Below are 26616 nucleotides of genomic sequence, written 5' to 3'. Positions count from 1 at the left end.
GTATAAATACGTTACGTAAATATTGGAAAGCCCCACATTCACAAAGAAATGAAATGGGGACGGGTCGTCGATGGATATTTGACGACTCATCACTGCTTATCCGTAACTTCTGCACCCAAGATTTAATGTTGCTGTTACCCCTGCATGATCGGAAGGCCACAGTCCTGTATCGGTTCGATCTTGCTGCTTCTCTCCAACATTATCTGCCTTGACGGGCATCCATCCATTTTTAAATAAAATGTAGTCGATTCTAGCGAATAAGGAAGATTGATCATTCAATAGGTCGGCGTCCTGACAGAAAGTAAATCCATTGCCTTTACCAACTTCTTCCCAAGTGTCATAGAAACCATTTGCTAGAAATAAGCCGTAGGTTGGGGTTCCGGTGCCATCTGCATTTGAATTCAAGTCCAAGCTTGTCAGAGCGTGGTAATATTTATGTGATTCTGATATAATCCTCTATATATTTACCCCCTATAACATTGTAAGGTGATCACTCATTATGGCACTCTCATTTGCAAGATTAATCAAATGCAAACCCCCGATTCCCTGACATTTCGATGATGTAATTGAGATTTTCGAAATTATAGGGGGAATGCAAGTTGGCACAAAAAATCTCAACTCCATCATTGCTTTTATTTATTATTCTTGTGGGATTTCCACAAATCAGCGAAACGATATACACGCCTTCTTTGCCGGACATTGCTAGTCAATTGCAGGCAAGCAACAACATGATTCAGCTCACGCTCAGCATTTATTTTCTTGGGTTTGCGGTTGGTGTTTTTTGCTGGGGAAGGTTATCGGATGCAATTGGTCGGCGCCCTGCCATGCTTTGGGGCATTTTCGTATATGGAATAGGCAGCATAGGCTGTTATCTGTCAGGTTCCGTGGAGTGGCTATTGGTTAGTCGATTCATGCAGGCATTCGGTGCAAGTACAGGCTCGGTTGTAACGCAAACGATCTTACGAGAAAGCATCGATGGTTCGAAGCGTCATGCTGTATTTGCTCAAATCTCAGCAGCTCTTGCTTTTACACCGGCTTTAGGGCCGCTGATTGGAGGCTGGGTTGATCAGTCGTTAGGCTTCAGGGCTGTTTTTCTAACCCTTGTCATCATGGGTGTGGCGATATTCATGTACACGTTCGCTTCCTTGCCTGAAACGAGAGGTGCCACGACAACTTTGAATGTGAATACATTGTCTGTCGCCAAGCGCCTCATTACAGACGGCAGAGTATGGGCATTTGGCTTTCTAATCGGAGCAACGAACGGCATTCTGTTCAGTTACTATGCAGAAGCGCCTTTCGTATTTATTGAATACTTTGAGATGACGCCAGGCATCTATGGTTTCTTCGGTATTTTTGTAGCGTTGTCTTCGATAATAGGAGCCATGCTGTCGAAGAAGCTATTGTCCACCTTGAAACCAGAGCAGATCATTCTGATCGGCTGTCTCGTCACTGTACTTGGTGCTGGAGCGCTGGTCGGGTTTACGCTTAACGGTTTAAGCTCATCGCTGTTGTCCATGGGTGTGTTTGTCGCCTGCATTTTCATCCTGCTGCTTGGGATTGGCATGGCCATTCCGAACTGCTTAAGCTTGGCGCTAGTACGTTACAGCGATGTATTGGGGACAGCAGGGGCTATCTTTGGATTAGGGTATTATGTAGTCGTGAGTCTGATTACAAGCGGAATGAGCTATCTGCATAATGATTCGTTAGTGACGATGCCATTATATTTTCTTATACTGGCGGCAGTAATGGTCATAGTGAGCAAAAAAATCGCTAACCTTTCCTCAAGCCAGGAAACAAGCTAAAAAGCTATCGTAATGTTGTCGCAGTAATAAAGGTTATAAATTGGAAAAGTGATTATTTATGAATCCCTTTTTCCTTCTGGAACGGATTTAAAGCGAATAAAACAGCGGCAGTCACGGACTAATTTTTCGTCTATGACTGTCGCTGTTTTCATTTCAGCATCGATCTATTTCGTCATTTTGGATCGCATCCTCAATACAGTCCTTAATTTAGGACAGGCAAGTCTTCATTTCGATTCTTACTAAAAAGTAAGGAAGATGATTAAAATGGTTAGATAAGAGTCATTAACTTGTAAAGCAAATTCATCTATAATCCAGACATCAGATGATTTTTATAAAAGGAGCAGTCAAAAAGATGAAAAAAATAATAGGTCTCGTTTTGGTTATCGCTATTTTTGCAGGTATAGGGCTCGGCGTAAAACGTTTTGTGGAAGGCCCTTCACAATCGGTTAATGGAATTTTAGTTATCGGTACAGATCAAGAGACGAAGAAAGTCAAAGAGCTGTACAAAGATAGAAGCAAAGAAATGATCGACTACAAAATGAAGTTGGTCACAACCAAAATAGTAACGAAATTGTCAGAGCAGGATAAGAAGGAAACGGGTCAGGAAGTTGATATCCGAAATATCAATTATTCGGTTATTCAGCGATCCACCGCTGAGCAGTTCATCAAGAAGGGGATTATTCGAGCTAGACAAGATCCTGAAAGTTTGTCCATTATTTCAGATCCAGTTACCGCGATCCAAGAATTATCGAATGGTCAAAATCTGCTCTTCTCTTTAGGTGATGACGAAATGAAGAATAACCAAATCGACTTGAATGGTAAGATGGTGCCTGTACAGTATGTGAAACGTCAAGCGTGGATCGGGTATAGACCTATGGATCTTGTTATTGTTGATGACAAAACTTATAACAACATAAAGGAAGCAGAGTCAACAATTTCATTGATTCATTTCCAAAAAGAAAGCTTTGATTATAAAAAGAAAGAAAAGGTGAACAAGGTTATAGATGAAATCAGAAGCGTCTATGCGGTTAGCGAAGAAAAGGTAAACTTTGTAGATGTACAAGATTGAGTGTAAGAGATCGAACTTTACGTATGAGTAGGTGACAGTGTGGAAGTTGTACGCATGGAAAATGTAGTGAAAAGTTATGGCGAAGGCAATAGCAGGGTAGAGGCGTTAAAAGGGATTACGCTTTCGATTCAGCAAGGAGAATTTGTTTCCATCGTGGGTGTGTCCGGCTCAGGGAAAAGTACACTGCTGCATATATTAGGAGGATTGGATCGGCCAACTTCAGGAAAAGTATTCATCGGGGAAAATAGTATTTACGATTATTCGGATGATGAGCTTTCGATATTCAGAAGAAGGAAAGTCGGATTTATTTTTCAATTCTTTAACTTAATTCCCGTATTGAATGTCCAGGAAAATATCGCTTTGCCTACGATTTTAGATAATGAACAGGTAGATATGACGTATCTCGATGAAATTATTGAAACCTTAGGGCTGCAGGAACGGAAGACTCATCTGCCATCCGAACTATCTGGCGGCCAACAGCAACGGGTCTCCATCGGCAGGGCGCTTATCAATCGTCCGCATTTGATACTGGCCGATGAGCCTACAGGCAACCTAGATACGAAAAATACAAAGGAAGTCATGGATTTATTACGTTTGACAGCGAAGAAATACAATCAAACCATTGTGTTGATTACGCATGATTTATCGATTGCTTCGGCTTCCGACCGGGTCATTACGATCGAAGACGGCAGTATCATTTCAGATCAACGGCTAGCTGCGAATCAGGCATAGATTGGAGGAGAATGAAGTTGATCAGCAGTTACAAACAACTAAGCAGCCGGTATCTAAAAGGGAATATCAAGCGAACCATCTTAACCTTGGTCGGAATTGTACTCTCTGTAGCGTTAATATCCACGATCGGTCTGTTTATGAAAGGATCACAGCTCTCCCAAATTGAAAACATCAAAAAGCTGAATGGGTTTTCGTTTCATGTTGGCATATCCAATTACGATGAAGCGATTCTGAATAAAATCAGATACAATCCCCAAATCGCATCGTATGGATTGATGTCACAGGGCAAGACCATCCCACTCGGGGACGTTGTGGTACAAATGAATTTCGCCGATCAACGTGCGCTGGAGTTTTTACCCTATAGCCTTCTCGATGGACAACTGCCTGCCAATGAACATGAGGCAGCTGTCGATTCATGGACGCTTCCTTATATCCATAAAAATCTTAAGCTCGGCGACTCTTTTCAAATGGAGGGAGAAACCTATAAACTGGTTGGGCTGCTAGACAATCGCGAGTTTACACAGAAAAGTAAAGTGGGTCGATTATTAACCTATAAACGTGATTTTGCCAGTGGGGAAGGCATGATCTTAATTGAGATCAACCAAAAGGCGAACTTTAATGAAGTTCTAGACGAGATCAAATCATTTACTGGAACTGAGAAGTTGGTAATCAATGAAGAATTGATCAGAGTGTTGAAGCCACAGTCGAATCGCTCGATTTTGGCTGTGCTTGTCATCGTCATCAGTATAGTTGTGGTGGCGACAGCTGTCGTCATCTATAACGCCTTTCAAATCAGTGTCGTTGAGCGGATGAAGCAGTTCGGCTTGCTCCGAAGCATAGGCGCGACGCGCAAGCAGATTCGACACATCGTCATGAGGGAAGCGGCTGTGCTGGCTGTTATCGCCATCCCGCTTGGAATTGTATGCAGCATCTTGGCTCTTGCTGCGCTTCAGTTCATTTTCCTCCTGTTATTAGAAACGGGTGCAAGTGTCTCTTTCTTTCACATCGATTGGCAGATCATATTGATCAGTTCACTCATTACCCTGACAGCGGTATTGGCGTCCAGTTATTATCCGGCTTTTTTTGCAGGAAGAATATCTCCCTTGCTGGCGATCAGCAGCAGGTTATCCATAAGAAAAGAATCGATCAAAAAACAAAAAAATACGGTGCTGAAAAAACCGGCTTCTTTTCCACTGAGCCTGGCCTTGAAGAATGTGAAAAGAAGTAAAAATCGATATACCATTACCATCTTATCGATCATTATAAGCAGTGTATTGTTTATTACGTTCTCATCGATCATGAATATCGCATTTGAATCCAAATACGTGAACAATGAGTCTGCGAAATCGGATCTAGCCATCTATCTGCAAGAAGGTCATCGTGATTCCTCCGTAGACAGTCAAGCCATTTTGGAGCAATTGAAGTCGTTTGAAAATGTATCTGAAGTTAGCGAACAAGACACTAGTTTTCGAATCAAATTGAAGGATGTGCATCAATCTAGCGCAACCGTTGCGGACATTCAGCGGACCGTTGGAACAAAGCACTCTATTACAATCGTTAATTACCTAGACGAGAATAAAACAAGGAAAGAATCAGAACTCGTTATTAAAGTGCTCGTATATGGTTTTATTGCGGTTATTTCGCTGATTGGCAGTGTGAATATCATCAATACGATTACGATCAGCATCATCATTAGACGCAAAGAACTGGCTGCATTAAAATCAATAGGCATGTCGCAAAAAGATCTGAAAAAGATGATTATCTATGAAGCACTCATATACGGTGTATCTGGAAGCTTACAAGGGGTCTTCTTCGGATGTATACTATCCTATATAATATATGTGGCTGCTTCTGGTATCTTGAAGCTTGAATGGACAATCCCTTATATGGCATGTATCATTACGTTTGCTGCCGCATTGTTCATCAGTTATGTATCCGTTCTGATACCACTTCGCAAAATCCAACAGGATAATATTATTGATGTGATCAGGGAAGAATAATACGGAGGGCCTGGCTATGTGAATAGTCAGGCTATTCTGATTTTATTGGCTTATGCGGAAATAGAAAGAGGAGAAGGAGGGCCACACGTTGAGCAACATATTGCTGGTTGAAGATGATGAAGCTCTTGGTCTAGCCATCGAATTTTCATTGAAAAATGAGGGGTATGAGGTGGTTAAAGCCTCTAGCGTCAAAGAAGCGAAGCATCAGTTTGACCATCGTACCTTTGATTTAATTATTCTAGATATCGGCCTTCCAGATGGAAATGGCTATGATTTATGCTTGCATTTCAAAAAACAGAGCGACACATCGGTCATTTTCTTAACTGCCCTAGATGAAGAAGCAAATGTGGTCATGGGACTGGATATTGGAGGAGATGATTATATTACGAAGCCCTTTCGCGTAAAGGAACTGATGTCCAGAGTAAAAGTGCAATTGCGCAAGCAAGCGCGTCTAGGGACTTCTTCAACGATCTTAACGTCTGAGAATATCAGAATCGATATGAACCTAGTCAAGGTGTACAAAAATGATGAAAGCCTGCCAGTAACGAATTTAGAATATAAGCTTCTGCTCACATTCATGATGAATGCCCACAAAGCACTAAAAAGAGATGAACTCCTGCTACATATCACGGAAGGTGATGAGGTTTTCTTTGATGAAAATACGTTATCTGTATATATTCGACGTTTGCGAGACAAAGTGGAAGATGATCCGAGAAATCCGCAGTTCATCGTTACGCAAAGAGGACTGGGCTATCGCTGGAGCAAGGATGTGAGTAGAGAGTAGATGATGAAAAATACCGAGTTGAAAAGCTACATCGCGAAACTGGCCGTTCTCTTAACGCTATTTACCGTCTATCAATTGATTACCCAGCAACTATTCTACAATCAATTGAAGAGCGATTCAATTGCATCATGGGGGGAGATTACCGCAAGATTGATGGAACAAAACCCTGAGAATGAAGCCGGAATTATGAAAGTCCTAACAAGCCATTCTACGGATTCCATTCCGTATCAGGAAAAAGGGCGAGAGATCTTAAGGCAGTATGGGTTATATGAGGGGTTGGAGTCGCAGCTTTTCCCACTTTTAAATAACCATATTGCTCGCCATAATCAATTTATGTATTGGGGATTGGTGTGTTTCGGATGTATCCTGCTTCTTGCAAGCTACATGCAGCACAAGATGATCTTCCATAAAATCAGACAGCTTACCTCGGCAGCCAAAAAAATCATCGATGGGGATTACTCGGTTGTCATCAATGAAAACAAAGAAGGGGATCTCGCGAAACTGGCCGTTTCCTTTCGTTCGATGAAAGATATTATTCGCAAAAGCATGCAGGATTTACGTGAAGAGAGAGAATTTCTAGTACAAATGATGCAGGATATATCCCATCAATTAAAAACGCCGCTTTCCACCATATCTATCTACAATGAGATGATAATGAGTGAAAGCTTACCGCGTCAGCAGCAAGTTCAACTGCTGCAAAATAACGATGTGCAACTCTCTAGAATGAATGTCTTGATTCAAAATTTGTTGAAGGTAGCGAAAATCGATGCAAGAGCTATTTCATTTGAGAAAGAACCGGCCAATTTAGTAGAGACCATTGAAGACGCTCTAGATCGATTACAGAGCATGATTACCAATCAGCATATATCGATTGATTGGCATACCCCGGAGGAAGTAGTCGTTGTTCACGATAAAGTATGGACGCAGGAAGCATTATTGAATCTGCTGAAGAATGCGATTGAGCACTCCGAACCCGGTGGGAAGATCAAGATTGCAATCGAAGATACACCGATTTATACAGAGCTGGTGATTCAAGACTTCGGAGAGGGGATTGCTGCTGAGGAGTTGCCGCATATTTTTGAGCGATTCTACAAAGCAAGAGGCTCCAAAAAGCATGATTCGGTAGGGATTGGCTTGGCCTTAGCCAAATCTATTATAGAAGCGCATCAAGCTTTGATTAGGGTAGAAAGTAAGAAAAATGCCTATACCAAATTTACGGTTACCTTCATCAAATTTTAACGATCCATTCTTCAAACGAATAAAACAGCGACAGCCGCGGACTATCTTTGCCCGTAACTGTCGCTGTCTTCTTTTCTAGCAGGGATTATTTCATGTTTTTGCAAGAAATTTGGTCGGTATTATATCAACCTAAGGTCAATTAATGTGATAAGTAGCCGTGATATGATTGATCGTATAGGAGGAAGGCGCCGCAAACTGCAAATACAGATATCCGTCCTCAGTTGCAGTGAAAATTCTTCCTACATTGCTGTTGTAAAATGTCCCGAGATGATTGCGCGAGTCATATACCGAATAATACGAATATTGGCCTTGTGCATAGATCGTGAGCTGTTGGCCTTTCTTCAAATAGATTCCTTCCAGTGCGCTCAGTTCATTAGGGCGAAGTGCATAGTACTTAACGAACTGCTGTGTTTGTCGAACCTCAGGCTTGACAGCATCGACAGGTGCAGTGGAAGCATAGGCAGGCGCTGCTGTAGCCAGGGCGACCAGTACTGACATGGACAAGAGCAATTTCTTCAAACGATTCATCTCCTTTAATATGTTGGCAAGTAATATCTGGAAGATGTGTTAAATATAACACGTTACCAATAACTTGTAAACACTTTATTCCGATCATTTCTATAGGAAAATAGAAAATATATATCCTGCAGGTGAAAAATGAACATAAAAATCAACTTGACGATCGTAATCTTGCACATTTACTATAAAAGTGGGTCACCCCTTAACATGGAAAATATGGCGCAATAACCTTCGTGTCGTTAAAAAGATAGCTTGCTATTTTAGCAATAGTATGAATGAGCTTTCGATATCTAGATATTTACAACAGATTAGTAAGAGCGTATAATGTCTAAAAAAAACCATGTATGTCACATACCGGGGATCAATGTGGTATAAGACAGACTTGAAATCGAAATTATTATTCATCCTCATTATCATTTGGGTTAAAGCAGCACGGAATGGAAGTTAGTCAAAGTTAGTCCACGCATAATCACCAGAACATCACATAAAACAATTTTAAGTGCATACGGTAAGGTTGAAATTGTTATTCCTCTCGCTACACTCTTCTAGCATTTTTCTTTACACAACATCTTAACAGCCTTTATTTCATTCAATCACTGTGCAAAGATTAATCGTTGTTTAGGCACGTTAATTTTTCTTGGTGAAAATAGCTCTCGTTCAAAGCGTCTATCGTCTATTATAAGAAGATAGATTCGTGGCGAAGCTATGTCTAATATCGTAAAAATTTTTTTATTTTTTTTTAAGAGGACAAGGGATTTTAACGAATTCCTTATCCTCTTTTTGTTTCGTAATGAAATTTCAATAATGACTAACTAATATTGAAAAACGTTAAAAAATCTAGCGGGTAATGATTGAGCTTCGTAGCTGAACAGAATACGTTTAGTTTACCGTCAAAAGGAGAAATCGTATGGGATGGTATGCACTTTTTGTAGAAACAGGTAGCGAAGATATTGTTCAGAAATGCTTGAAGTTACAATTTTGCCAAAAGGATTTATATTCATGTGTTCCAAAACGATTAGTTCCTGAAAGAAGAGAGGGGGAATTTTACAGTGTCGTTAAAACGTTATTTCCTGGTTACCTGTTGATCAATACGAAGATGACTCCATCCATTTATTATGAGTTAAAAAAAATACCCAAGTACTATCGTATGCTCCGCAATTCAACGTTTTTGCTAGACAAAATACATCGAAGGTCTCCGAAGTTAATGAATCCCCACATAGTAGAAGAGAGTAACCAAATCTCCAATTACGATGATTTTTTCGACAAAATAGATGAGGTAGAAATAAGAAAGATCCTGCAGCTCGTAAATAATGAGAATATTATCGAATACTCGAGCGTCATTGTAGAGAACTCCAAGGTATATGTTCAATCAGGGCCATTATATGGCTTGGAAGGCATGATCAAAAAAATCGATAAAAGGAGGAGAAGAGCACAAATTGCTATCCGTTTATGTGGTGGAGAAAGATTAATTGATGTAGGAATTGAGATACTTGTGCCGGATAGAGAGGGCATGAGTAGGGTTCATGAAAACTAGGGTGAAAAAGGTTCCATTCCATATAGATTACATGTACGGATAGAAAAGGGGTTATATTTTGTTTAACAAAAATCTTGAACTCACGAACCAACAACTGGAAAAACAAGAGGAGTTTAAAGCTCTTGTTGATACTGAGATCGTACCCGCAGCTGAACAGGTTGATCATGAGGAATGCATGCCTGATGCCGTTCTTCAAAAGATTATTGATAAAGGTTACTGGGGAGCCGCCGTACCAGCTAAATACGGCGGAGCCGATATGGACTATATTACTTATGGCTTGTGGAATGAAGAGATTGGCCGTGGCTGTGCAAATTTACGAAATATTATTGGTGTTCAAGGTATGGTTACTTCGTCTATTCTGCGATGGGGGTCTCCTGAACAGAAGCAGTACTGGCTGCCAAAGATGAGCTCCGGCGAACTCATGGCTTCTTTTGCGATTACGGAGTCCCAGATCGGAAGTGACATAAAAAACCTTCAAACAAAAGCTCAACAGGTAGGTGCTGAGTATGTAATTTCGGGGCAAAAAAATTGGATTACGTTTGGACAAAGAGCGAATGTCTTTTTGGTATTTGCCCTATGCGAAGGCCAAGCCGTAGCCTTGCTAGTAGAACGAAACACACCTGGTCTTACCATTCGTCCGATATCTGGGATGCTAGGGTTCAGAGGCTCCTTATTAGCTGAACTTATTTTCGAAGATTGCCGGGTTCCGATCGATAATCTGGTTGGCAGCGTCGGCTTTGGGTTATCCCTAGTTGCCAATAATGGATTGACGCATGGACGGTATAGTACTGCTTGGGGAGCCGTTGGCTTAGCGCAGGCATGTTTGAATGCGAGCTTAGATTATGTGATGGAAAGAAAACAATTTGATCACTATTTAAAGGAGCATCAATTGATTCAACAAATGATTGCCGATATGGTAACGAACACAATTGCTGCAAGGCATCTATGTTTTCGGGCTGGTCAGTTATGGGATAACAATGAAGTAACGGCCACCTTTGCCACTTCATTGGCCAAATATTTTTCTTCCGTCCATGCCTTTACATCGGCAAAGGATGCGGTTCAAATACACGGAGCGAATGGCTGCAGCAACAAATATCCCGTTGAAAGGTATATGAGAGATGCCAAGATTATGGAGGTTGTCGAAGGAAGCACTCAGATCCAACAGGTATTAATCGCACAAGATGCCTTTCATTTTTTTCAAAATTGATTGCACATAAAAATAGAGAAAGGAATGGGGAAAACGATATGAATACTAGCCATCGTATCCTGCTAGATAAACCAATATCCATTAAACATGCCGAAGAACTCGAAAGACGGATCTTTTTCATCTCCGCCGATATTCAGCAATTTACACTTTTGAAAGAGGAAAGCACCATTAATGGTATCGAAGTCAGTCTATTGCCAGGAACAGATCCATTGGAAATGAAAAATAAACTTTTGTCTGTGATCGACAATGAGATTGCGCTTCAAATGGTGATACCACCGCGAGTCATTTGGGAGTCGGCTAAAAACGGCACCATTTATCAGGATGATGTGTTTGATATACTACTTGAAAAAGAAATGGTTTTTGAGATGGGTGAGGGTCAGGTATGCTTTGGAGAAAAGTTGATCTCTTTAATGGACTCCTTAGATCGCATCATTAAGGAGATGACAATTTCTCAGTTCGGAGGGATTGAATACCGCTATCCAACACTGATTTCTACCAAAGCTTTAGAAAAATGCGGATATTTTAATTCGTTCCCGCATTTTTTAATGTTTGTTACGAGACTGCATAATGATATTGATAACTATCATGATTTTCTCGAGGATTATAAATCTACCAAACAGATTGATTCCCATTTGCTTCCCTACTGTCAAAATGTTGATTACTGTTTGCCTCCGACCATGTGTTACCACACCTTTCATCAATTTCAAAATACCCAGCACGCTGAAACCCAAAATCGTGCCATCACCTCTATCGGAAAGTCATTTCGTTATGAATCAAAGTATCATCGTACCTTAGAAAGACTATGGGACTTTTCAATACGTGAAATTGTCTTTATGGGATCAAGAGATTTTGTTTTGGATAATCGGCAAAAATGTATGGAAGCATCATTTTCCCTTTTTCAAAAATTAGGATTGGAGGGACATTGCGAAATTGCAAGTGATCCTTTCTTTTGCAGCCATGATACAGCAGCGAAAATATTTAATCAAAGAATGCAAGAACTCAAATACGAGCTCCGATTAAAGGTCGCAAGCGATAGAACCATTGCAACAGCTTCGTTTAATTTCCACGATCATTTCTTTGGCGAGCAATTTAATATCAAACGCGGTGAAGAGGAATGGGTATCAACAGGATGTGTTGGATTTGGCATTGAAAGATTCGCATACGCTTTTATTTGCCAACACGGTCTGGATGAAAAACAATGGTCAAGGATTTTATCAAATGTGCAATCAGAAGCGATTCTCACCGAATAAATCGAATTCATTCTATAAATTTAATCATATGGGGGACTAGATGGAGCAACAGCGTCTCTTTCAAATTTTAGAACTCGACGGAACCTTGCGAAATGATAATATTTACGAGATGGTCAAAATTATTTGGTATTGGATGGGGAGAATCGAAGGGTGTATTCCTCCTGATAACAGAAATATTCTACCTCCTTATGTACCGATCGCTACACAGATACCTCAGGCGGCAGGGGCGGCGTGGGCTAGTAAATATAAGAATGAAAGTGCCTGCTCTCTTGTTTATTTTGGTGATGGAGCTACCTCCGATCATGTTTAATCATGTGCTTTCCCAAAAGCCGTTTACTGAAGAGGTGAGCTGTGATGAAATATGATTTTTATTTCCCGGAGCTTGGAGAGGGACTTTTTGAAGGGTATATTGTCGCCTACATCGTCAAAGAAGGAGAGCAAGTCGTTGAGGATCAACCGCTTGTAGAAGTCCAGACAGATAAGGTAACCACAGGACTCCCTTCGCCGGTAGCAGGAGTAATTGACGAATTGCCTTATGAGCCAGGAGATGTCGTAACGGTTAACGATGTAATCATCGTCATCGATCAAGGGAAGAGGGAGAAAGCGTCACACGGAATGAATCTCGAAAGGTTGAAAATGGATGCGTCGAAAGAGAAGAAGCATTCATTCAACGACTTTGGCATTAACATAGGTGCCTATCCGTGTGCAGAAGTAAACAATTCCGACGACGATACGATTGTAAAATTGTCTTCCACACGCAAAGAAATAGCCAGCATCGTAACAACAGAGAATGACGAGATTGTGGTAAGGAAAATGCTCCCGATAACATTAACTTTCGACCATCGCTACTGCGATGGTGCAGATGGACTCCGATTTATCCATACGTTTAAGGCTAATCTGGAAAGTCATTATGAAGACTATTTGGATGAACTCAACCTTCACAGCGTACAGTCTAATCCCCTATAAGCAAATCGTTTTTATGGAATAACACTCTTAAACATAGAATATAATCCCAACTAGACCAGCCTCTAGGCCAATTGCGTGTTGAGAGAGCCTTGAGCCTTGCGGCATACCTCTCTCGATTTACTTATTGAATATCCATCCCTGACAAACATACTTACCCGCCCAAAAGAACTCTGTTTCTGCCCATAGAAAGAAATGTAGTTTGACTTTTTCCATCTCCCGAGGAAATTGGGAATCGAGTCAAACCCAAATTCAAAAATACGTTACGAGGAGATGTAAGAAGTGAAAAAGCTGATTGAATTCAAAAGCGTAACGAAAGAATATAAAGTTGGGGAAATTCCAATCAAGGCTCTGGCTGGTGTAGATTTTTCGATTTCAGAAGGAGAGTTTGTCGTTGTACTGGGTGCCAGCGGTGCCGGGAAAAGTACAATTTTAAATATCCTTGGCGGTATGGATACGGCTACTACAGGTCAAGTGTTCGTTGGTGATCAAGAAATCACGAAGTTGAGCGAAAAAAAATTAACCGAATACCGTGCTGAGAAAGTTGGTTTTGTATTTCAATTCTATAACCTGATTCCGAATTTAAACGCACTTGAAAATGTTGAATTCGCCACGGAAGTATGTAAAAACCATCTGGATGCAAAAGATGTGTTATGCAAGGTAGGATTAAAAGATCGCATTAAAAACTTCCCTTCCCAACTCTCTGGTGGGGAACAACAACGCGTGGCCATCGCGCGAGCCGTTGCGAAAAATCCGCTGCTGTTGCTATGCGATGAACCAACGGGAGCTTTGGATTATGTTACGGGAAAATCCGTATTAAAGCTTCTTCAAGATTTGAATAAGGAAACAAAGAAGTGCGTTGTGTTGGTCACACATAACTCTGCGATTGCTCCGATGGCAGATAAAATTATTAAGGTAAAGAGCGGCGTGATCGAAACCGTAACGATCAATCAGCACAAACAGAATGTTGAAGGGATCGAGTGGTGATGATGAGGTTATTTGTAAAGCTGTTAAGGGATATCAAACAATCGATCGGACAATTTATTGCGTTTGTGCTGGTCATCGCAGTGGGGGCCTTTTTCTATGGGGGACTTGTCACGTTAAGTGATAATCTTAGCGCTTATACAAAGGTTTACTTTAACGAACATAATTTAAGTGACTTGAATGTCTATTACACACAAATTTCCAAGCAAGATATAGAACGATTACAGGGAATTCAAGGTGTTAACAAAATAGAAGGACGCTATACCGCAGATGCTTCGCAAGTTTTTGGTGATTTAAAAGCGACCATTAAGATGCATTCGATTCCTGCGAATAATGAAATTAACACGCCTACGATCATTGCGGGCCGAATTCCGTCCCAACAGAATGAGATTTTGCTAGATTCCCATTATGCCAAAGAGCATCAGTACAAAGTCGGCGATCAAATTCAGATCACGGTGAATGACAAACAAGTGATGTTCACCATTAGCGGCTTGGGCGAAAATGTGGAATACGCCAAAAAGAATGAAATCCAAGATCATAAAACGTTTGGAATCGCGTATATCGCTGAAGCGGCTGTACCTCAAGTCGCAGGTGGCTCTATCTATAATGAAATCATGATTGATGCCAAGGAAGGTTACGATATTGACCAATTGGGCCAAACCATTCAGGCACAATCCACAGAACTCTCCTATGTAAGCCAAATCAGTAAAGAGCGTACGTTCAGCTATTCCCAGCTACAACAAACCATTCATAATAATAACCTGATGAGCAAGGTTATCCCGCTCGTTCTCTTTATTATTGAAGCTATTATTCTATTCCTCACCATGTCGCGAATCATTGACTCGCAGCGTAATCAAGTGGGCATCATGAAGGCATTGGGTGTAAAAAACAGAAACATCATGCTTCATTATATGGGTTACCCAGTGCTGGTAGGGATTTTAGGCTCCATTCTAGGCTGCATTGCTGCCTCAAGTATCTTTATTCCATTAGTAAAAGCATCAAATGCAAAAGCATATTCACTGCCTGACATTGCCTTCTCTATGTCTCTAACTTCTGTGATTCCTCCGATCCTTTTCTCAAGCGCGTTCGGAATCCTGTCCTGTTACTTGAGCGGCAGAGCCATCCTGCAAGAACGTGCAGCTCAGGCGATGCGTCCGAAACCACCAAGGAAGATGAAGAAGCTGCTTATCGAGAAAATTCCAGGGATATGGAATAATCTATCCTACAACTACAAGCTTATTTTGAGGAATATATTTTTAAATAAATCGAAGGCATTAGCGAGCTCCGTTGGCGTTGTGGTGAGCACCGTATTATTGATCACTGCTTTTGGCACGATGACATCTTTGCAAAAAGTAGCCGACCAGATTGAAGAGGTGAACACCTATGATCTCAGAGTCGACTATAAAAGAGGAAGCGCCCCAGAGACACTACAACTACCAAATGGAATTAAAAGCAGCTATGATTTAACCACCTTTCCCGTGGAGTTTATCAAAGGCGATAATCACGAAAAAGCCACATTGGTTGTTACAGAGAAAGAAAACAATCTGATTCATTTCTTCGACGAAAAAGGCAATCAGGTCGCTTTGGAAAACGACGGAGTGCTGGTGCCCAAATCGTATGCGGACAAATATCAGATTTCAGAAGGGGACAGCATCCAAATCAAATTTACGGCGCCAGAATTCGATAATAAAACGGTCGATATGAAGGTTGTACAAATATCAACCCAATATTCAAATCCGTCGTTTTATGGCACACCAGCGTTTCTACAGAGCTTTGGCATCGACTACAAGCCAACGTCGCTATTCGTTGAAGCCAGCAGCGCCACAGAGCTTTTAAACGTTCGGCATTTCTTTGAACAAGATCAACAGGTTGATGCAATTGCGGATAAGGTTGATTTAAAGAAATCTGCACAATATATTTTGAAGCAAAATAGCTTTATCTTCATCATGTTTATTATAAGCGCCGTCGTTCTTTCCTTTGGCGCGATCTATACGATATCCTCCATTAACATTTATGAGCGGAATCGAGAGCTGGCTACATTAAAGGTATTAGGCTACCCGAAGTATAAAATAAACAGGCTTATTTTCTTTGAGAATATCATCCTCACCACCTTTGCAGTTATTGTAGCGTTGCCGATCAGCAGCTATACGTATTCCTTTGTTGTAAAGGCATTGTCGAGTACACATCAGCAAATTCCGAATCAGTTAAGTCTGTTCGTCATGTTAATCGCTGTTATTCTTGCTTTTGTGCTCACCATTCTCTCAAGCTTGCTGCTGCGGAGGAAAGTATCACGAATCAACATGATTGAATCGTTGAAGAGTGTAGAATAGTTCATAAACAGCCTGAAGTTCATTTGGAACTCATGGCTGTTTTTTTATATAAGCAAGAGATTTGTAATCACTAAAAGCGAAGATAGGATCCTTTAAGAAGGAGATGAGAAAAATGAGTTTAGTGAAATCCTATACGAAGCATGAGATTATCGCGTATTTGGCTGAGTTAGTGGAAGACATTTTGGATGAAGAAGTTGTCGATTATCATGAACCCTTTATCAGCTTGGGATTGGTATCGGTAGATATCCCCCTATTTATGAAGAAAGTTTCCACTCAATTTGGGATTGAAATCGAAGTTACTTCGATTTTTGAGAATTCCAGCATCAACCTGTATGCGGACTTTTTATACAACACATTACACAAAGCAGAGGCAAATACAGAAAATGAAATGAACATGGGGGGCGATCAAGAAGAAGATCCTTCCGAGGAAGATGTCGCGATTGTCGGGATTAGCTGTCGCTTTCCGGGGGGAGCCAATAGCCCTGAGGAATATTGGGATGTTTTAATAAATGGGATTAACGGAATCTGTGTAATGCCTGCGGAACGATGGGATGTTGATCACTATTACAGTCCTGACAAGGAAGAGCCGGGGAAGATGTATTCGAGGAAAGGCGGCTTTTTGAACGTTCCCATTGATCGATTTGATCCGAAATTTTTTAATATGTCTCCCAAAGAGGCCAAGACATTGGATCCGCAGCAGCGATTGTTGCTTGAATTGACGTGGGAGGCTTTTGAAAATGGGGGCATTAATATTGCTCAGCACTATGGCAGCAATACCGGTGTGTATATTGGCATAGCAGGCGAAGAATATTCGTTCGCTCACTATAAATCGGGAGATTTGACGAAAATCGATGCCTACTCGCTGACCGGGACAACGTTTAGTACTGCTTGTGGCAGACTATCCTATACGTTTGGGTTTGAAGGGCCCTCCTTTTGTGTGGATACCGCATGTTCTTCCTCTCTTACAGCCCTCCATTTGGCCAGTAAAGCAGTTAGATCTGGCGAGGTAGATACCGCAGTTGTAGGTGCCGTGAACTTGATGGTCTCACCAGCAGTCCATGTGTGCTTCTCTAAGCTGGAGGCAATATCCATCGATGGGCAAAGCAAGAGCTTTGATGCTGCAGCGAATGGATATGGTCGAGGCGAAGGCGGAGGTGTGTTAATCTTAAAGCGCCTTCGTGATGCAAAAAAGAATAACGATAATATACTTGGCATCGTAAGAGGCACTGCGATTAATCAAGATGGCAAGAGCAACGGATTGACAGCACCGAATGGTCTAGCTCAAGAAAAAGTAATCACAAAAGCGCTAAAAGACGCCAGATTAAATTATGCCGATATTGACTATATGGAAATGCACGGAACGGGGACAAAGCTGGGTGATCCGATTGAGGTAAAGGCTGTTGCTAACACCTATGGCAAAGACAGAGCGATGGATAATCCGCTTCGGATTGGTTCTGTGAAATCGAATATTGGGCATCTGGAAGCCGCGGCAGGTTTGGCGAGTATTATAAAGGTGCTGTTAGCGTTCAAAAACGAAATGATACCTGCGAATTTGAATTTTAATGAACCTAATCCTTTTATCCCGTGGGAGAAGTCACCGGTATCCGTTATTGCTGAAAATACGGCTTGGGAAAGCGGGGGCAGAGTAAGAAGAGTAGGCGTCAACGGATTTGGCTTTGGTGGCTCGAATGCCCACATCATTTTAGAAGAGCCGCCTAAACAGGATACGATACTGACTAAGGAATTGGATCCAATCTCTATTGTGAAAATATCGGCCAAAAGTGATAAGGCATTAACGGAAAATATAAAAAGCAATCTTGAATATTTGAAGAGAAACCCCCAGATTCCTGTCTCGGATTATGCTTATACCAATAATACGGCTAAGGCTGATTTTGCTTATCGATTTACGGTGTCTGGCAAGAACAGAGAAGAAGTGATGAACAGGCTGCAAGCTTATTTGAATAGGAACAACAAGACCGGGATATCGACACGGCATCATGAAAAGATAGATTTGCACCAGGATACAAAGCTGGTGTTCCTGTTCACTGGACAAGGATCTCAGTACTTAGGCATGGGTAAAGACCTGTATGATCATAATCCTACGTTTCAATCAGCTTTCAACGAATGCGATCATTTATTTGAGCCGTATATAAATAAATCGCTAGCAGAGATGATCTACAGCGATAAATATACCGGCAAGGATATTGAAAGAACGCTCTATGCACAGCCTTTAATCTTTTCAATCGAATATGCATTACTCAAGTTCTGGGGAAGCGTGGGAGTTACTCCTGAGATTGTTCTGGGCCATAGTATTGGGGAATATACAGCAGCAGTTGCAGCGGAAATAATGAGTCTTGAGGATGCTGTGAAGCTGGTTGCGCTTCGGGGCCGATTAATGGATTCAGCTCCGGGGGAAGGTGCGATGTCCGCTATTTATACGAATCAAGCTGTGGTCGAAGACTTGCTCAAGGGCTATGAGGAAAAGCTGTCAATTGCCCTGCATAATGCGGAAGAAAGTATTGTAATATCCGGGGAACAGGATACTGTTGAGGAAGTCTCTAAAGAAGCGGAAAACCGAAAAATAAAAGTAAACAGATTGCATGTATCCCATGCTTTCCATTCCCATCTTATGATTCCGATATTGGAGCAATTTAGAGAGGTTGCGCAAAATGAGGCGGAATTTAAACACAGCAAGCTGACCTATGTATCGGCTACCCTTGGCAGAGTTGTGGAAAATGAAGAATTATTAGGCGCTGATTATTGGACAAATCATATCAAAGATAAGGTTGACTTTTATCATGCATTATCTCAATTAAAGGATGAACACAACACGATATTCCTTGAAATTGGAGCAACGAACACTCTATGCTCGCTTGGCAAGCTCATCCTTAGTGAGGAACATATGTTATTGAACTCACTGGCGATGAAGAAAAACGCATGGGAGCAAATCATGCATTGCTTGGGAGAATTGTATTGCCATGGCTCAGCTATTCATTGGGAAGGGCTCGAGACAAGCTTTGATCGGAACTACAATCGAGTTGCTTTGCCTACGTATAGGTTTGATCGGGAATCGTATTGGATGCAGCCAGTGTGCTCGCATGAAGACAGTGTGCCTGCCATTTCAGGTACGGATTATCATCCGCTTATTGGACAGAGAATCAGTACGCCTTATCTCAAAAATAGCGCTCTATATCAAAGCACATATACGATTGAGAACCCCTATTTTATGCAGGAGCACATTATTTTTGATACGGCGATTGCTCCTGCCGCGGCTCATATATCCATGCTTATTTCGATTGCGAAGGATTTTCAAAAGCCTGCAAGCAGTACCATATCCAGTGTGGAATTTCATGCCCCATTAACGGCTGTACAAGACGAGAAGCGGGTCGTTCAATTCCTGCTCGAAGATACCCATCTTGAACAAATGAAATTCGAGCTTGTCAGTATAGAAAAGCAGTCACAGCATGAGAATTGGATGAAGCATTGCAGAGGCAATATTGAAATGGCCCAGGAGCAAGAGCGAGAACATGAGAAGCGTGTATCGCTTGATGAGCTTAAGGACAAGTATCCTGAAGTCACATCGGGATATAATGCGTATGATGTGATGAAAAAGTTTGGTTTTACATTAGGAGATGGCTTTACTCGAATTTCGAAGGTGTGGAAAGGTGAAGCGAAAGGGCTCTGTTATATTGATCCGAAAAAGGACATTCCAGGCGGTAATGATTATCTTGTATACGCAGGTACGATAGACTCGATCTTCCAATCTATCTTTTTTGTTTCCGAGTTGAGTATGAGAATGGATTCGCAAAGCGAGGAGTATGCATTAAAGACGGCCATTCCGATATCGTTAGGCAAATTAAAGTATTACTACAGGGATGCTGAAAGCTATTGGTGCCATATTAAGGTGGATGACTCTCAACAATCCGGAGTAGTAGGCGATATTGATGTTTACAATGAAAAGGGAGAAATCGTATTTGAAATTGAAAGGTTAATGGCCAAGGTTACAGAGCGGGATACATTACTCAAAGAAATAAATAATAGTGGCGATCGTCTGCTCTATGATGTGGAGTGGATGGAGGAAACAAGAACAAACAAACAAGTAATCGCAAGTGAGAAGGAGAAAGTTGTATTACTCGGAAATGACCCGGATATCGTTGACCGTTTCCATGAAAAATTGAACAGCTATGGTATATCGTCAATTCGCGTCATACAAGGGGAGCAATATGTAGAGCCTGAGAATGACGTGTTTTTTATCTCGTATACCAGCAAGCAGGATGTAAAGAAGCTTTTGGAGCATGTCGCGAGTCGGTATGAAAAAGAAAAATGCAAGTTCATCTATATAAGCACAGCGGATGAGACTAAGCTGAATCATCTGAATGCAGAACAATTGTTCGGAACAATTGAAAAGGAATGCAGTGGTTTATTGTACCTGGTTCAATCCATAACTGAACTAAATTGCACAAATAAAATGGCTATCCAGGTGATAACCAATAATGTGCATCCGATTGGTGGCGCAGCAACATCGCTCTATCAAGCTCCATTATGGGGATTTACCGAAGTCATTCGGCTTGAGCATACGCTGTTATGGGACGGCGTTATTGACACGGATCTCCACATGCTGAAGGACGATATCGATGAAATTATCAACGAAATCATTCATGGAGAAGATAAGCAGGTTGTGCTTAGGAATTCCCGCATAAGGTATATTCCTAGGTTGATTAGACATTCCAAGCGCAGTGCTGGCCAAGAAGAGGTTACGATTCGAATCGATGAAGAAGCGGCCTATCTGATCACCGGTGGAACGGGAACAATTGGTCAAGTCTATACGGAGTATCTGATCCAGCAAGGTGCGAAAAACATCATAATAATAAGTAGAGGTCAAGCTGCTGGCTCGTTGCTAGAAACGGTTATCGCATGGGAGGAGAAAGGTGTCCGGATCAGAGTTGAAAAGGCTGATATCAGTAGTGAAACTGACATAAGCGCACTCATTCAAAAACTGAAGCAGGACAACATAAAGATTAAAGGTGTCATTCATGCAGCAGGAATCATTAAAGATAAAATGATAAAGGATCAAACCTGGAACAGCTTTGAAAATGTATTCAAGGCGAAGGTACAGGGAACCTATTACTTGCATCATGCATTGAAGGACGAGAACTTGGATTTCTTCGTTATGATGTCATCGATTTCTTCGGTAGTAGGGAATATGGGGCAGGCCAATTACGCAGCAGCCAATTATTTTATGAATAGGTTTGCAGAGTATAGAAGAAGTCTGGGAATGCCAGCGATGTCGATATGTTGGGGACCTTGGGAAGAAGCTGGAATGGCTACAAGCAACAACCGTATTTTAAGGAACATTGCGAACAAGGGTCTCTACGGGATGTCGAAAGAGCTTGGAAAGAAAATGATTGACAAAGTATTTCGAAAGGATCTTTCTTCGATCATCGTAGTCGATGCAAATTGGGAGTTATTTAGTCAGCGAACAGATGTTGATGAGGTAACAGCGTTTTTAGCGAATTTCACGACGAGCACTTTTACCCTCGGACAACGTGAAATGCCAACTGCTAGGGAAGATGTTGTTGCGAAGCTGCAAGGTTTGAGTAAAACGGAAAGGAGCGAATACTTACTAGGCTTATTGCATAAATCCGCTGCTGGTATTATCGGGTTCAATGATGTCAGTCAATTGTCTGTAGATAGTTCCTTTACAGAGCAAGGAGTAGATTCCTTGATGATCTTCTCCTTAAGAAACGAAATTAAAGCTCTTTTACACATCCAAATCGATATTTCCGTTTTCTTCAACTATCCGTCTTTACGGAAATTAAATGGCTATTTATTAACTGAAGCCATGAGCTTTGAAGAGAACGAAGAGAATGACAATACAACCAGTGATGAACTATCCGTTGATGATATCTTGTCTGAAATCAATTCCTTGCTCAATTAAGAACGATTATTTTGTTGTTACTTCGTACTTCGGAGGAGAACGTCACAATGAAATTATTTTGTTTGCCGTTTGCAGGCGGCTCCAAGCGTGCGTACTCGAACTGGAGTAAATTCGCTAATCGCTCCTTAGAAATCGAAGCGATTGAGATAAAGGGAAGGGGCGAGAGACTCGGAGAGGGCTTTTATGTGGATATGACAGAGGCTGTCGATGATATTTATTCATGGATAAAGGATAAAATTCAGGTTGAAGACTATGCGGTCTACGGGCATAGTATGGGAACGCTGTTGGCCTATGAGCTTTACTATAAAGTGATAGCGGAAGGACAACGGAAGCCCGCGCATATTTTTTTCTCAGGAAGACAGTCTCCCATTGTGAAGAATAACATGTATGTCAGCTCCACTATGCCTGATGATGAATTTATTGTAAAAATAATTGAGCTTGGCGGCATTCATGAGGAGCTGTCACAGAGTAAGGAATTAATGAGATTCTATTTGCCGGTATTAAAAAATGACATCAGGATCATGGAAAACTATGAGTTTAAGGAAAAAGCGGAAAAAATAAAATGCGAGATTTCCGTGTTTCATGGATTAGAAGATACGATTGATGGCAGACAAGCGATAACATGGAATGATTTATGCGACAAAAAAACCAAGTTTTATTATTTTACAGGAAGTCATTTTTTTATCAATGATCATGTAGATAAAATCATAGATATTTTTGAAGGCGAGTTATTGCCAGAAAAATGAGGATGGACATGGACAAGTTAACGAGTAAAAAGCATGCCTTTCTTTTTCAGGGTGTTGGAGCGGACTATCGGGATTTTTTGGACAGGTTTGATGAAGAACAGCGTAATACCCTCAAGACATACTGCTCCACTGTGAACGCGGAAATTGGGCTTGATTTGTATTCCTATCTTTTTCAATCGCATGATAGGGAACATACGGGAAATGACAAGACGTTTTATGATTGGATTGTGATTTATACGTGCGATTATGTTGTGTACCAGCAATATAGGAATTCAGGGATAAGGCCAGCGATGATGCTTGGTTACAGTATGGGTCTAATCACGGCTATGGCCTGTGGAAAATCCATTTCGTTTGGTGATGGGTTGCGAATGCTTCGAACGATATACGAGTATCCCAAAAGCTTTGCTATTCCATGCAGCATGGGGGTTATCGTGGGAAAGACGCACCAGGAGGTTCGTGACCTCATTGCCAATGGTACAACGGAAGATGATGTGTATATCGCCAGCGAAAATAATGAGACATGTCTGGTTGTGTCAGGAATAAAGGCAAGCGTTGAACGAGTTTTGGAACTCGCTGAACAATCTGGGGCTATAAAGGCTTCAGCCATCCATTCGCCTTATGCGTTCCATTCTCCTTACGCAGCAAGAGGCATTGACAAGTTCGTGAAGCTTGTCGAGGAGATTCCCATTTGTGATGGTGAAATACCGATTTTGTCCGTGTTTACTCAGACTGTCATCCAAGATGCTGCTGAATTAAAGAATGAGCTTATCAAAAATATGGCAAGTTCTATGAATTGGAATGCCTCCATTCAGAAGCTAGGCGAATGGGGAATCGACAGTTTTGTTGAAATTAGCTTGGATGATTCACTTATGAAAATATCGAGGATCATCAGTCTGGATGCTGAATTTTTAACGTATAAGAAATTTATGCGATTAAAAAATGCCATGTAAGTAAAAATACAATGAAGTTGAGGTGTAATCAAAATGGAAGAAATCAAAAACCGAACAAGAGTTTTTTTGAGTAATTTCATCAAAAAGAAAGAATTGCAGGATACTGATGATATTTTTGCAATTGGAGATGTCAATTCTCTTTTTGCCATGCAACTGGTGATGTTTATTGAAAAGGAGTTTGGCATCGAAATCGAAAACAGTGATTTGAATTTGAACAACTTCAGATCCATCCAGGCGATTACTACGTTCGTCACGAGCAAAAGTGCTGCAGTAGGCCAATAATAGCAAAATGATTCTCTCTTGTTTGATGCATTAAACAAAGGGAAAGGACTGGGATGAACATGAAGATGATTGGAGTCATTGGTGCAGGCGTTATGGGAACAGGCGTTGCACATCATTTTGCAGCAGCTGGGTACGACGTGATCCTCGTTGATATTTCAGAAGACATTCTTGCAAAAGCAAAAGAGCAAATTGCCAGCAATATTCGTTTTAAAGGCTTGTACAACAAAGATTTCAAGGTGGAGAAGCCAGAACTCATTCTGAATCGAATCTGTTTTACGGTTAATTATGACTTATTAAAGGATGCGGATTATGTCATCGAAAATGTGCCGGAGAAATGGGAGATAAAAAGAGACGTATATCTAACGCTTGATCGAATTTGCCCCGAACATTGTATTTTTGCAGTCAACACTTCTTGTATTTCCATTACCAAAGTCGCTTCACTCACGAACAGGCCGACGAAGGTCATCGGCTCCCATTATATGAATCCAGTAATTATGAAACCAGTGGTCGAGGTTATCAAGGGCTACCATACTTCGGATGAAACCATTGATGCTACCGTTCATCTTCTCGCAACGCTGAATAAAGAAGCTATTATTGTCAATGACCTGCCTGGCTTTGTATCCAACCGGATTTCACATCTGATGATGAACGAGGCTGCATTCGTTGTTCAGGATCAGGTTGCAAAGCCGAAGGATGTGGACGATGTATTCAAGAAGTGCTTTGGACATAAAATGGGACCGCTTGAAACTGCCGATTTGATAGGATTGGATACCGTTGTACATTCCCTCGATATATTATACGAGAGCTATCAGGATTCAAAATTTCGTTGCTGCCCGCTTCTTCGTAAAATGGTGGAAGCAGGAACACACGGAAGGAAAACGGGACAAGGCTTTTATACGTATCCGAAGTACGAAGGCAGCCTCGTGAAAGCTTAATTAAATAGGTGTTGGACAAGGGAATCGTGTTCGGTGGAAGAGTGGGCCAAATCTTCAAACTGAGCGCGATTCTTTTGTTTTAGCTCTCGACTGGAGGAAAAATGGAGAATACAAGCGAACCTAAAAAGCGGTTATGGTCGATGAATTTCTTTTTGCTCTGGCAAGGTCAACTGGTTTCCACTTTAGGCGACTCGATCTATGAAATCGCCTTAACCTTTTGGATACTCTACGAAACAGGCTCACCAGGACTGATGGGGGCGTTGCTCGCGACATCATTGCTGCCTAAAGTCCTCATATCTCCTTTTGCCGGTGTAATTGTAGATCGCACAGATAGAAGGAAAATGATATTATTAATGGATTTCATTCGAGGAGTATGTATTCTTTTTGTAGGGATTGCAGCTATCTTTGGATTTCTTGAAATTTGGATGGCTTTTGTTGCGGGGATTATTCTTGGCGGATGTGCGGCGTTTTTCAATCCCGCAGTTACTTCAACGATTCCAGATATCGTCCCCACATCTCAGATTGTACAGGCAAGTGCCAATGTAAGCATGTTGCGTGCAATTTCTCAAATCATTGGGCCCTCATCTGGCGGGGTGTTGTATCATCTCGTAGGACCGCCAATTCTATTCTTGTGCAACGGCATATCCTATATGATTTCATTTGTCCTCACCTTTTTTATGAAAATTCCAAAGTCAACGAGTCAGGATCAACAATATAATTTGTGGCAGGATATGAAGGACGGATTTTCGTACATCTGGAAGATGAAAGGACTTAGAGACTTAATTGTTTTGGCGGGTTTTTTAAACTTTTTTGCAACGATAAGTATTGTATTGCTTGCACCGATGTTTAAAAATTCCGAGAGTTTGGGGGAAGTAAGATACGGCATTGCGATGGCTATTTTTACGCTAGGTATGCTCGCGGGGATGGTTTTTACATCCGTAATTCGGATTAAGCCCGATAACAGAAGTATGGTTCTTACGGTTTCAGGGCTATTAGCGGGGATCGTTTTTTCGACCGCGGTCATGATGAACAACTTTGTCGTCATGGCTATCTTGTTATTTATCGGCGGTATATTCAATGCACTTGTCAATGTCTTGATTGAATCGACCGTTCAATTAACAGTTATCCAGGAAATGAGGGGCAAGGTGTCCTCTATAAAGGGAACGCTTACAATGGGACTTGCACCGTTGGCCATGTTTATTGGCGGCCTTCTAGGTGAGTTTTTCCCGATTAAATCCATCGTATTTTCTGGCTTTATGGCAATGACCGTCTTGTTCATCCCTTTATTTTTCTTGAAATCATTTAAATCTTTTATTCAATTCAATCCGGAACAACAAAAAATTGGCGCGTAA

21 protein-coding genes are annotated in these 26616 nt (G+C 41.3%); 19 read left to right on the top strand and 2 right to left on the bottom strand.

Annotated features, from left to right (window positions below; translation table 11 throughout):
- Positions 1–96 precede the first annotated feature (96 nt).
- Positions 97–405, bottom strand: a complete 309-nt coding sequence (locus ACQ5BJ_RS03965) for a hypothetical protein (RefSeq protein WP_193373008.1) — start codon at positions 403–405, stop codon at positions 97–99.
- Between the two features lie 194 nt (positions 406–599).
- Here ACQ5BJ_RS03965 and ACQ5BJ_RS03960 point away from each other — a divergent pair, with 194 nt between their 5' ends.
- The 6 genes from ACQ5BJ_RS03960 to ACQ5BJ_RS03935 all read left to right on the top strand — a co-directional run bounded on the left by ACQ5BJ_RS03960 (position 600) and on the right by ACQ5BJ_RS03935 (position 7626).
- Positions 600–1802 carry a multidrug effflux MFS transporter gene (locus tag ACQ5BJ_RS03960; protein ID WP_289355547.1) on the top strand — a complete coding sequence of 401 codons (1203 nt, stop codon included), beginning with the start codon at positions 600–602 and terminating at the stop codon, positions 1800–1802.
- A 352-nt stretch (positions 1803–2154) separates the two neighbouring features.
- Entirely contained in the window at positions 2155–2871 is a 717-nt protein-coding gene (locus ACQ5BJ_RS03955; protein ID WP_289355548.1) for a lipoprotein BA_5634 family protein, read from the top strand.
- Positions 2872–2910: 39 nt separating this feature from the next.
- Positions 2911–3603 (top strand): ABC transporter ATP-binding protein, encoded by a 693-nt coding sequence (locus ACQ5BJ_RS03950; RefSeq protein ID WP_289355549.1) that lies wholly within the window; start codon positions 2911–2913, stop codon positions 3601–3603.
- A 17-nt stretch (positions 3604–3620) separates the two neighbouring features.
- Complete coding sequence (locus ACQ5BJ_RS03945) at positions 3621–5603, top strand: ABC transporter permease (RefSeq protein ID WP_430108697.1); 1983 nt, start codon at positions 3621–3623, stop codon at positions 5601–5603.
- 88 nt (positions 5604–5691) lie between these two features.
- Positions 5692–6387, top strand: a complete 696-nt coding sequence (locus tag ACQ5BJ_RS03940) for a response regulator transcription factor (RefSeq protein WP_430108694.1) — start codon at positions 5692–5694, stop codon at positions 6385–6387.
- A gap of 3 nt (positions 6388–6390) precedes the next feature.
- The gene (locus tag ACQ5BJ_RS03935; RefSeq protein WP_040736600.1) at positions 6391–7626 is read left to right on the top strand and encodes a HAMP domain-containing sensor histidine kinase; all 1236 of its coding nucleotides are present in this window, start codon (positions 6391–6393) and stop codon (positions 7624–7626) included.
- 135 nt (positions 7627–7761) lie between these two features.
- On the opposite strand, the gene ACQ5BJ_RS03930 is transcribed toward ACQ5BJ_RS03935, so the two are convergent.
- Entirely contained in the window at positions 7762–8154 is a 393-nt protein-coding gene (locus ACQ5BJ_RS03930; protein ID WP_268598501.1) for a hypothetical protein, read from the bottom strand.
- A gap of 898 nt (positions 8155–9052) precedes the next feature.
- Between ACQ5BJ_RS03930 and loaP the strand changes: the two genes are divergently transcribed.
- From loaP to ACQ5BJ_RS03865, 13 genes are all read left to right on the top strand, one after another.
- Positions 9053–9679, top strand: a complete 627-nt coding sequence (gene loaP, locus ACQ5BJ_RS03925; protein ID WP_268620600.1) for an antiterminator LoaP — start codon at positions 9053–9055, stop codon at positions 9677–9679.
- A gap of 58 nt (positions 9680–9737) precedes the next feature.
- Positions 9738–10886, top strand: coding sequence for an acyl-CoA dehydrogenase family protein (locus tag ACQ5BJ_RS03920; protein ID WP_289355551.1), 1149 nt, complete (start codon positions 9738–9740; stop codon positions 10884–10886).
- A gap of 38 nt (positions 10887–10924) precedes the next feature.
- Positions 10925–12136, top strand: coding sequence for an aminoacyl--tRNA ligase-related protein (locus ACQ5BJ_RS03915; protein WP_430108690.1), 1212 nt, complete (start codon positions 10925–10927; stop codon positions 12134–12136).
- Between the two features lie 40 nt (positions 12137–12176).
- Positions 12177–12446, top strand: coding sequence for a thiamine pyrophosphate-dependent enzyme (locus ACQ5BJ_RS03910; RefSeq protein ID WP_430108687.1), 270 nt, complete (start codon positions 12177–12179; stop codon positions 12444–12446).
- Positions 12447–12490: 44 nt separating this feature from the next.
- Positions 12491–13102, top strand: a complete 612-nt coding sequence (locus tag ACQ5BJ_RS03905; protein ID WP_430108684.1) for a biotin/lipoyl-containing protein — start codon at positions 12491–12493, stop codon at positions 13100–13102.
- Positions 13103–13381: 279 nt separating this feature from the next.
- A complete protein-coding gene (locus ACQ5BJ_RS03900) occupies positions 13382–14086 on the top strand; it encodes an ABC transporter ATP-binding protein (RefSeq protein WP_268599844.1) in 705 nt (234 codons plus the stop codon).
- A gap of 2 nt (positions 14087–14088) precedes the next feature.
- Complete coding sequence (locus tag ACQ5BJ_RS03895) at positions 14089–16413, top strand: ABC transporter permease (RefSeq protein WP_430109432.1); 2325 nt, start codon at positions 14089–14091, stop codon at positions 16411–16413.
- A gap of 112 nt (positions 16414–16525) precedes the next feature.
- Entirely contained in the window at positions 16526–22351 is a 5826-nt protein-coding gene (locus ACQ5BJ_RS03890) for a type I polyketide synthase (protein ID WP_430108681.1), read from the top strand.
- Positions 22352–22398: 47 nt separating this feature from the next.
- Positions 22399–23097: a thioesterase II family protein gene (locus tag ACQ5BJ_RS03885; RefSeq protein ID WP_430108678.1), complete on the top strand. Its 699-nt coding sequence runs from the start codon at positions 22399–22401 to the stop codon at positions 23095–23097.
- Positions 23098–23105: 8 nt separating this feature from the next.
- A complete protein-coding gene (locus tag ACQ5BJ_RS03880; protein ID WP_430108676.1) occupies positions 23106–24047 on the top strand; it encodes an ACP S-malonyltransferase in 942 nt (313 codons plus the stop codon).
- A gap of 33 nt (positions 24048–24080) precedes the next feature.
- A complete protein-coding gene (locus ACQ5BJ_RS03875) occupies positions 24081–24329 on the top strand; it encodes an acyl carrier protein (protein ID WP_163977540.1) in 249 nt (82 codons plus the stop codon).
- Positions 24330–24382: 53 nt separating this feature from the next.
- Positions 24383–25264 (top strand): 3-hydroxyacyl-CoA dehydrogenase family protein, encoded by an 882-nt coding sequence (locus tag ACQ5BJ_RS03870; protein WP_430108673.1) that lies wholly within the window; start codon positions 24383–24385, stop codon positions 25262–25264.
- Between the two features lie 101 nt (positions 25265–25365).
- Positions 25366–26616, top strand: coding sequence for an MFS transporter (locus tag ACQ5BJ_RS03865; RefSeq protein WP_430108670.1), 1251 nt, complete (start codon positions 25366–25368; stop codon positions 26614–26616).

This window comes from Paenibacillus sp. B1-35 (genome assembly GCF_050474385.1).
GTDB lineage: Bacteria > Bacillota > Bacilli > Paenibacillales > Paenibacillaceae > Paenibacillus_B > Paenibacillus_B alvei.
The sequence above is the reverse complement of the archived record's forward strand: the minus strand, read 5'-3'. Positions and strand labels throughout refer to the sequence as shown.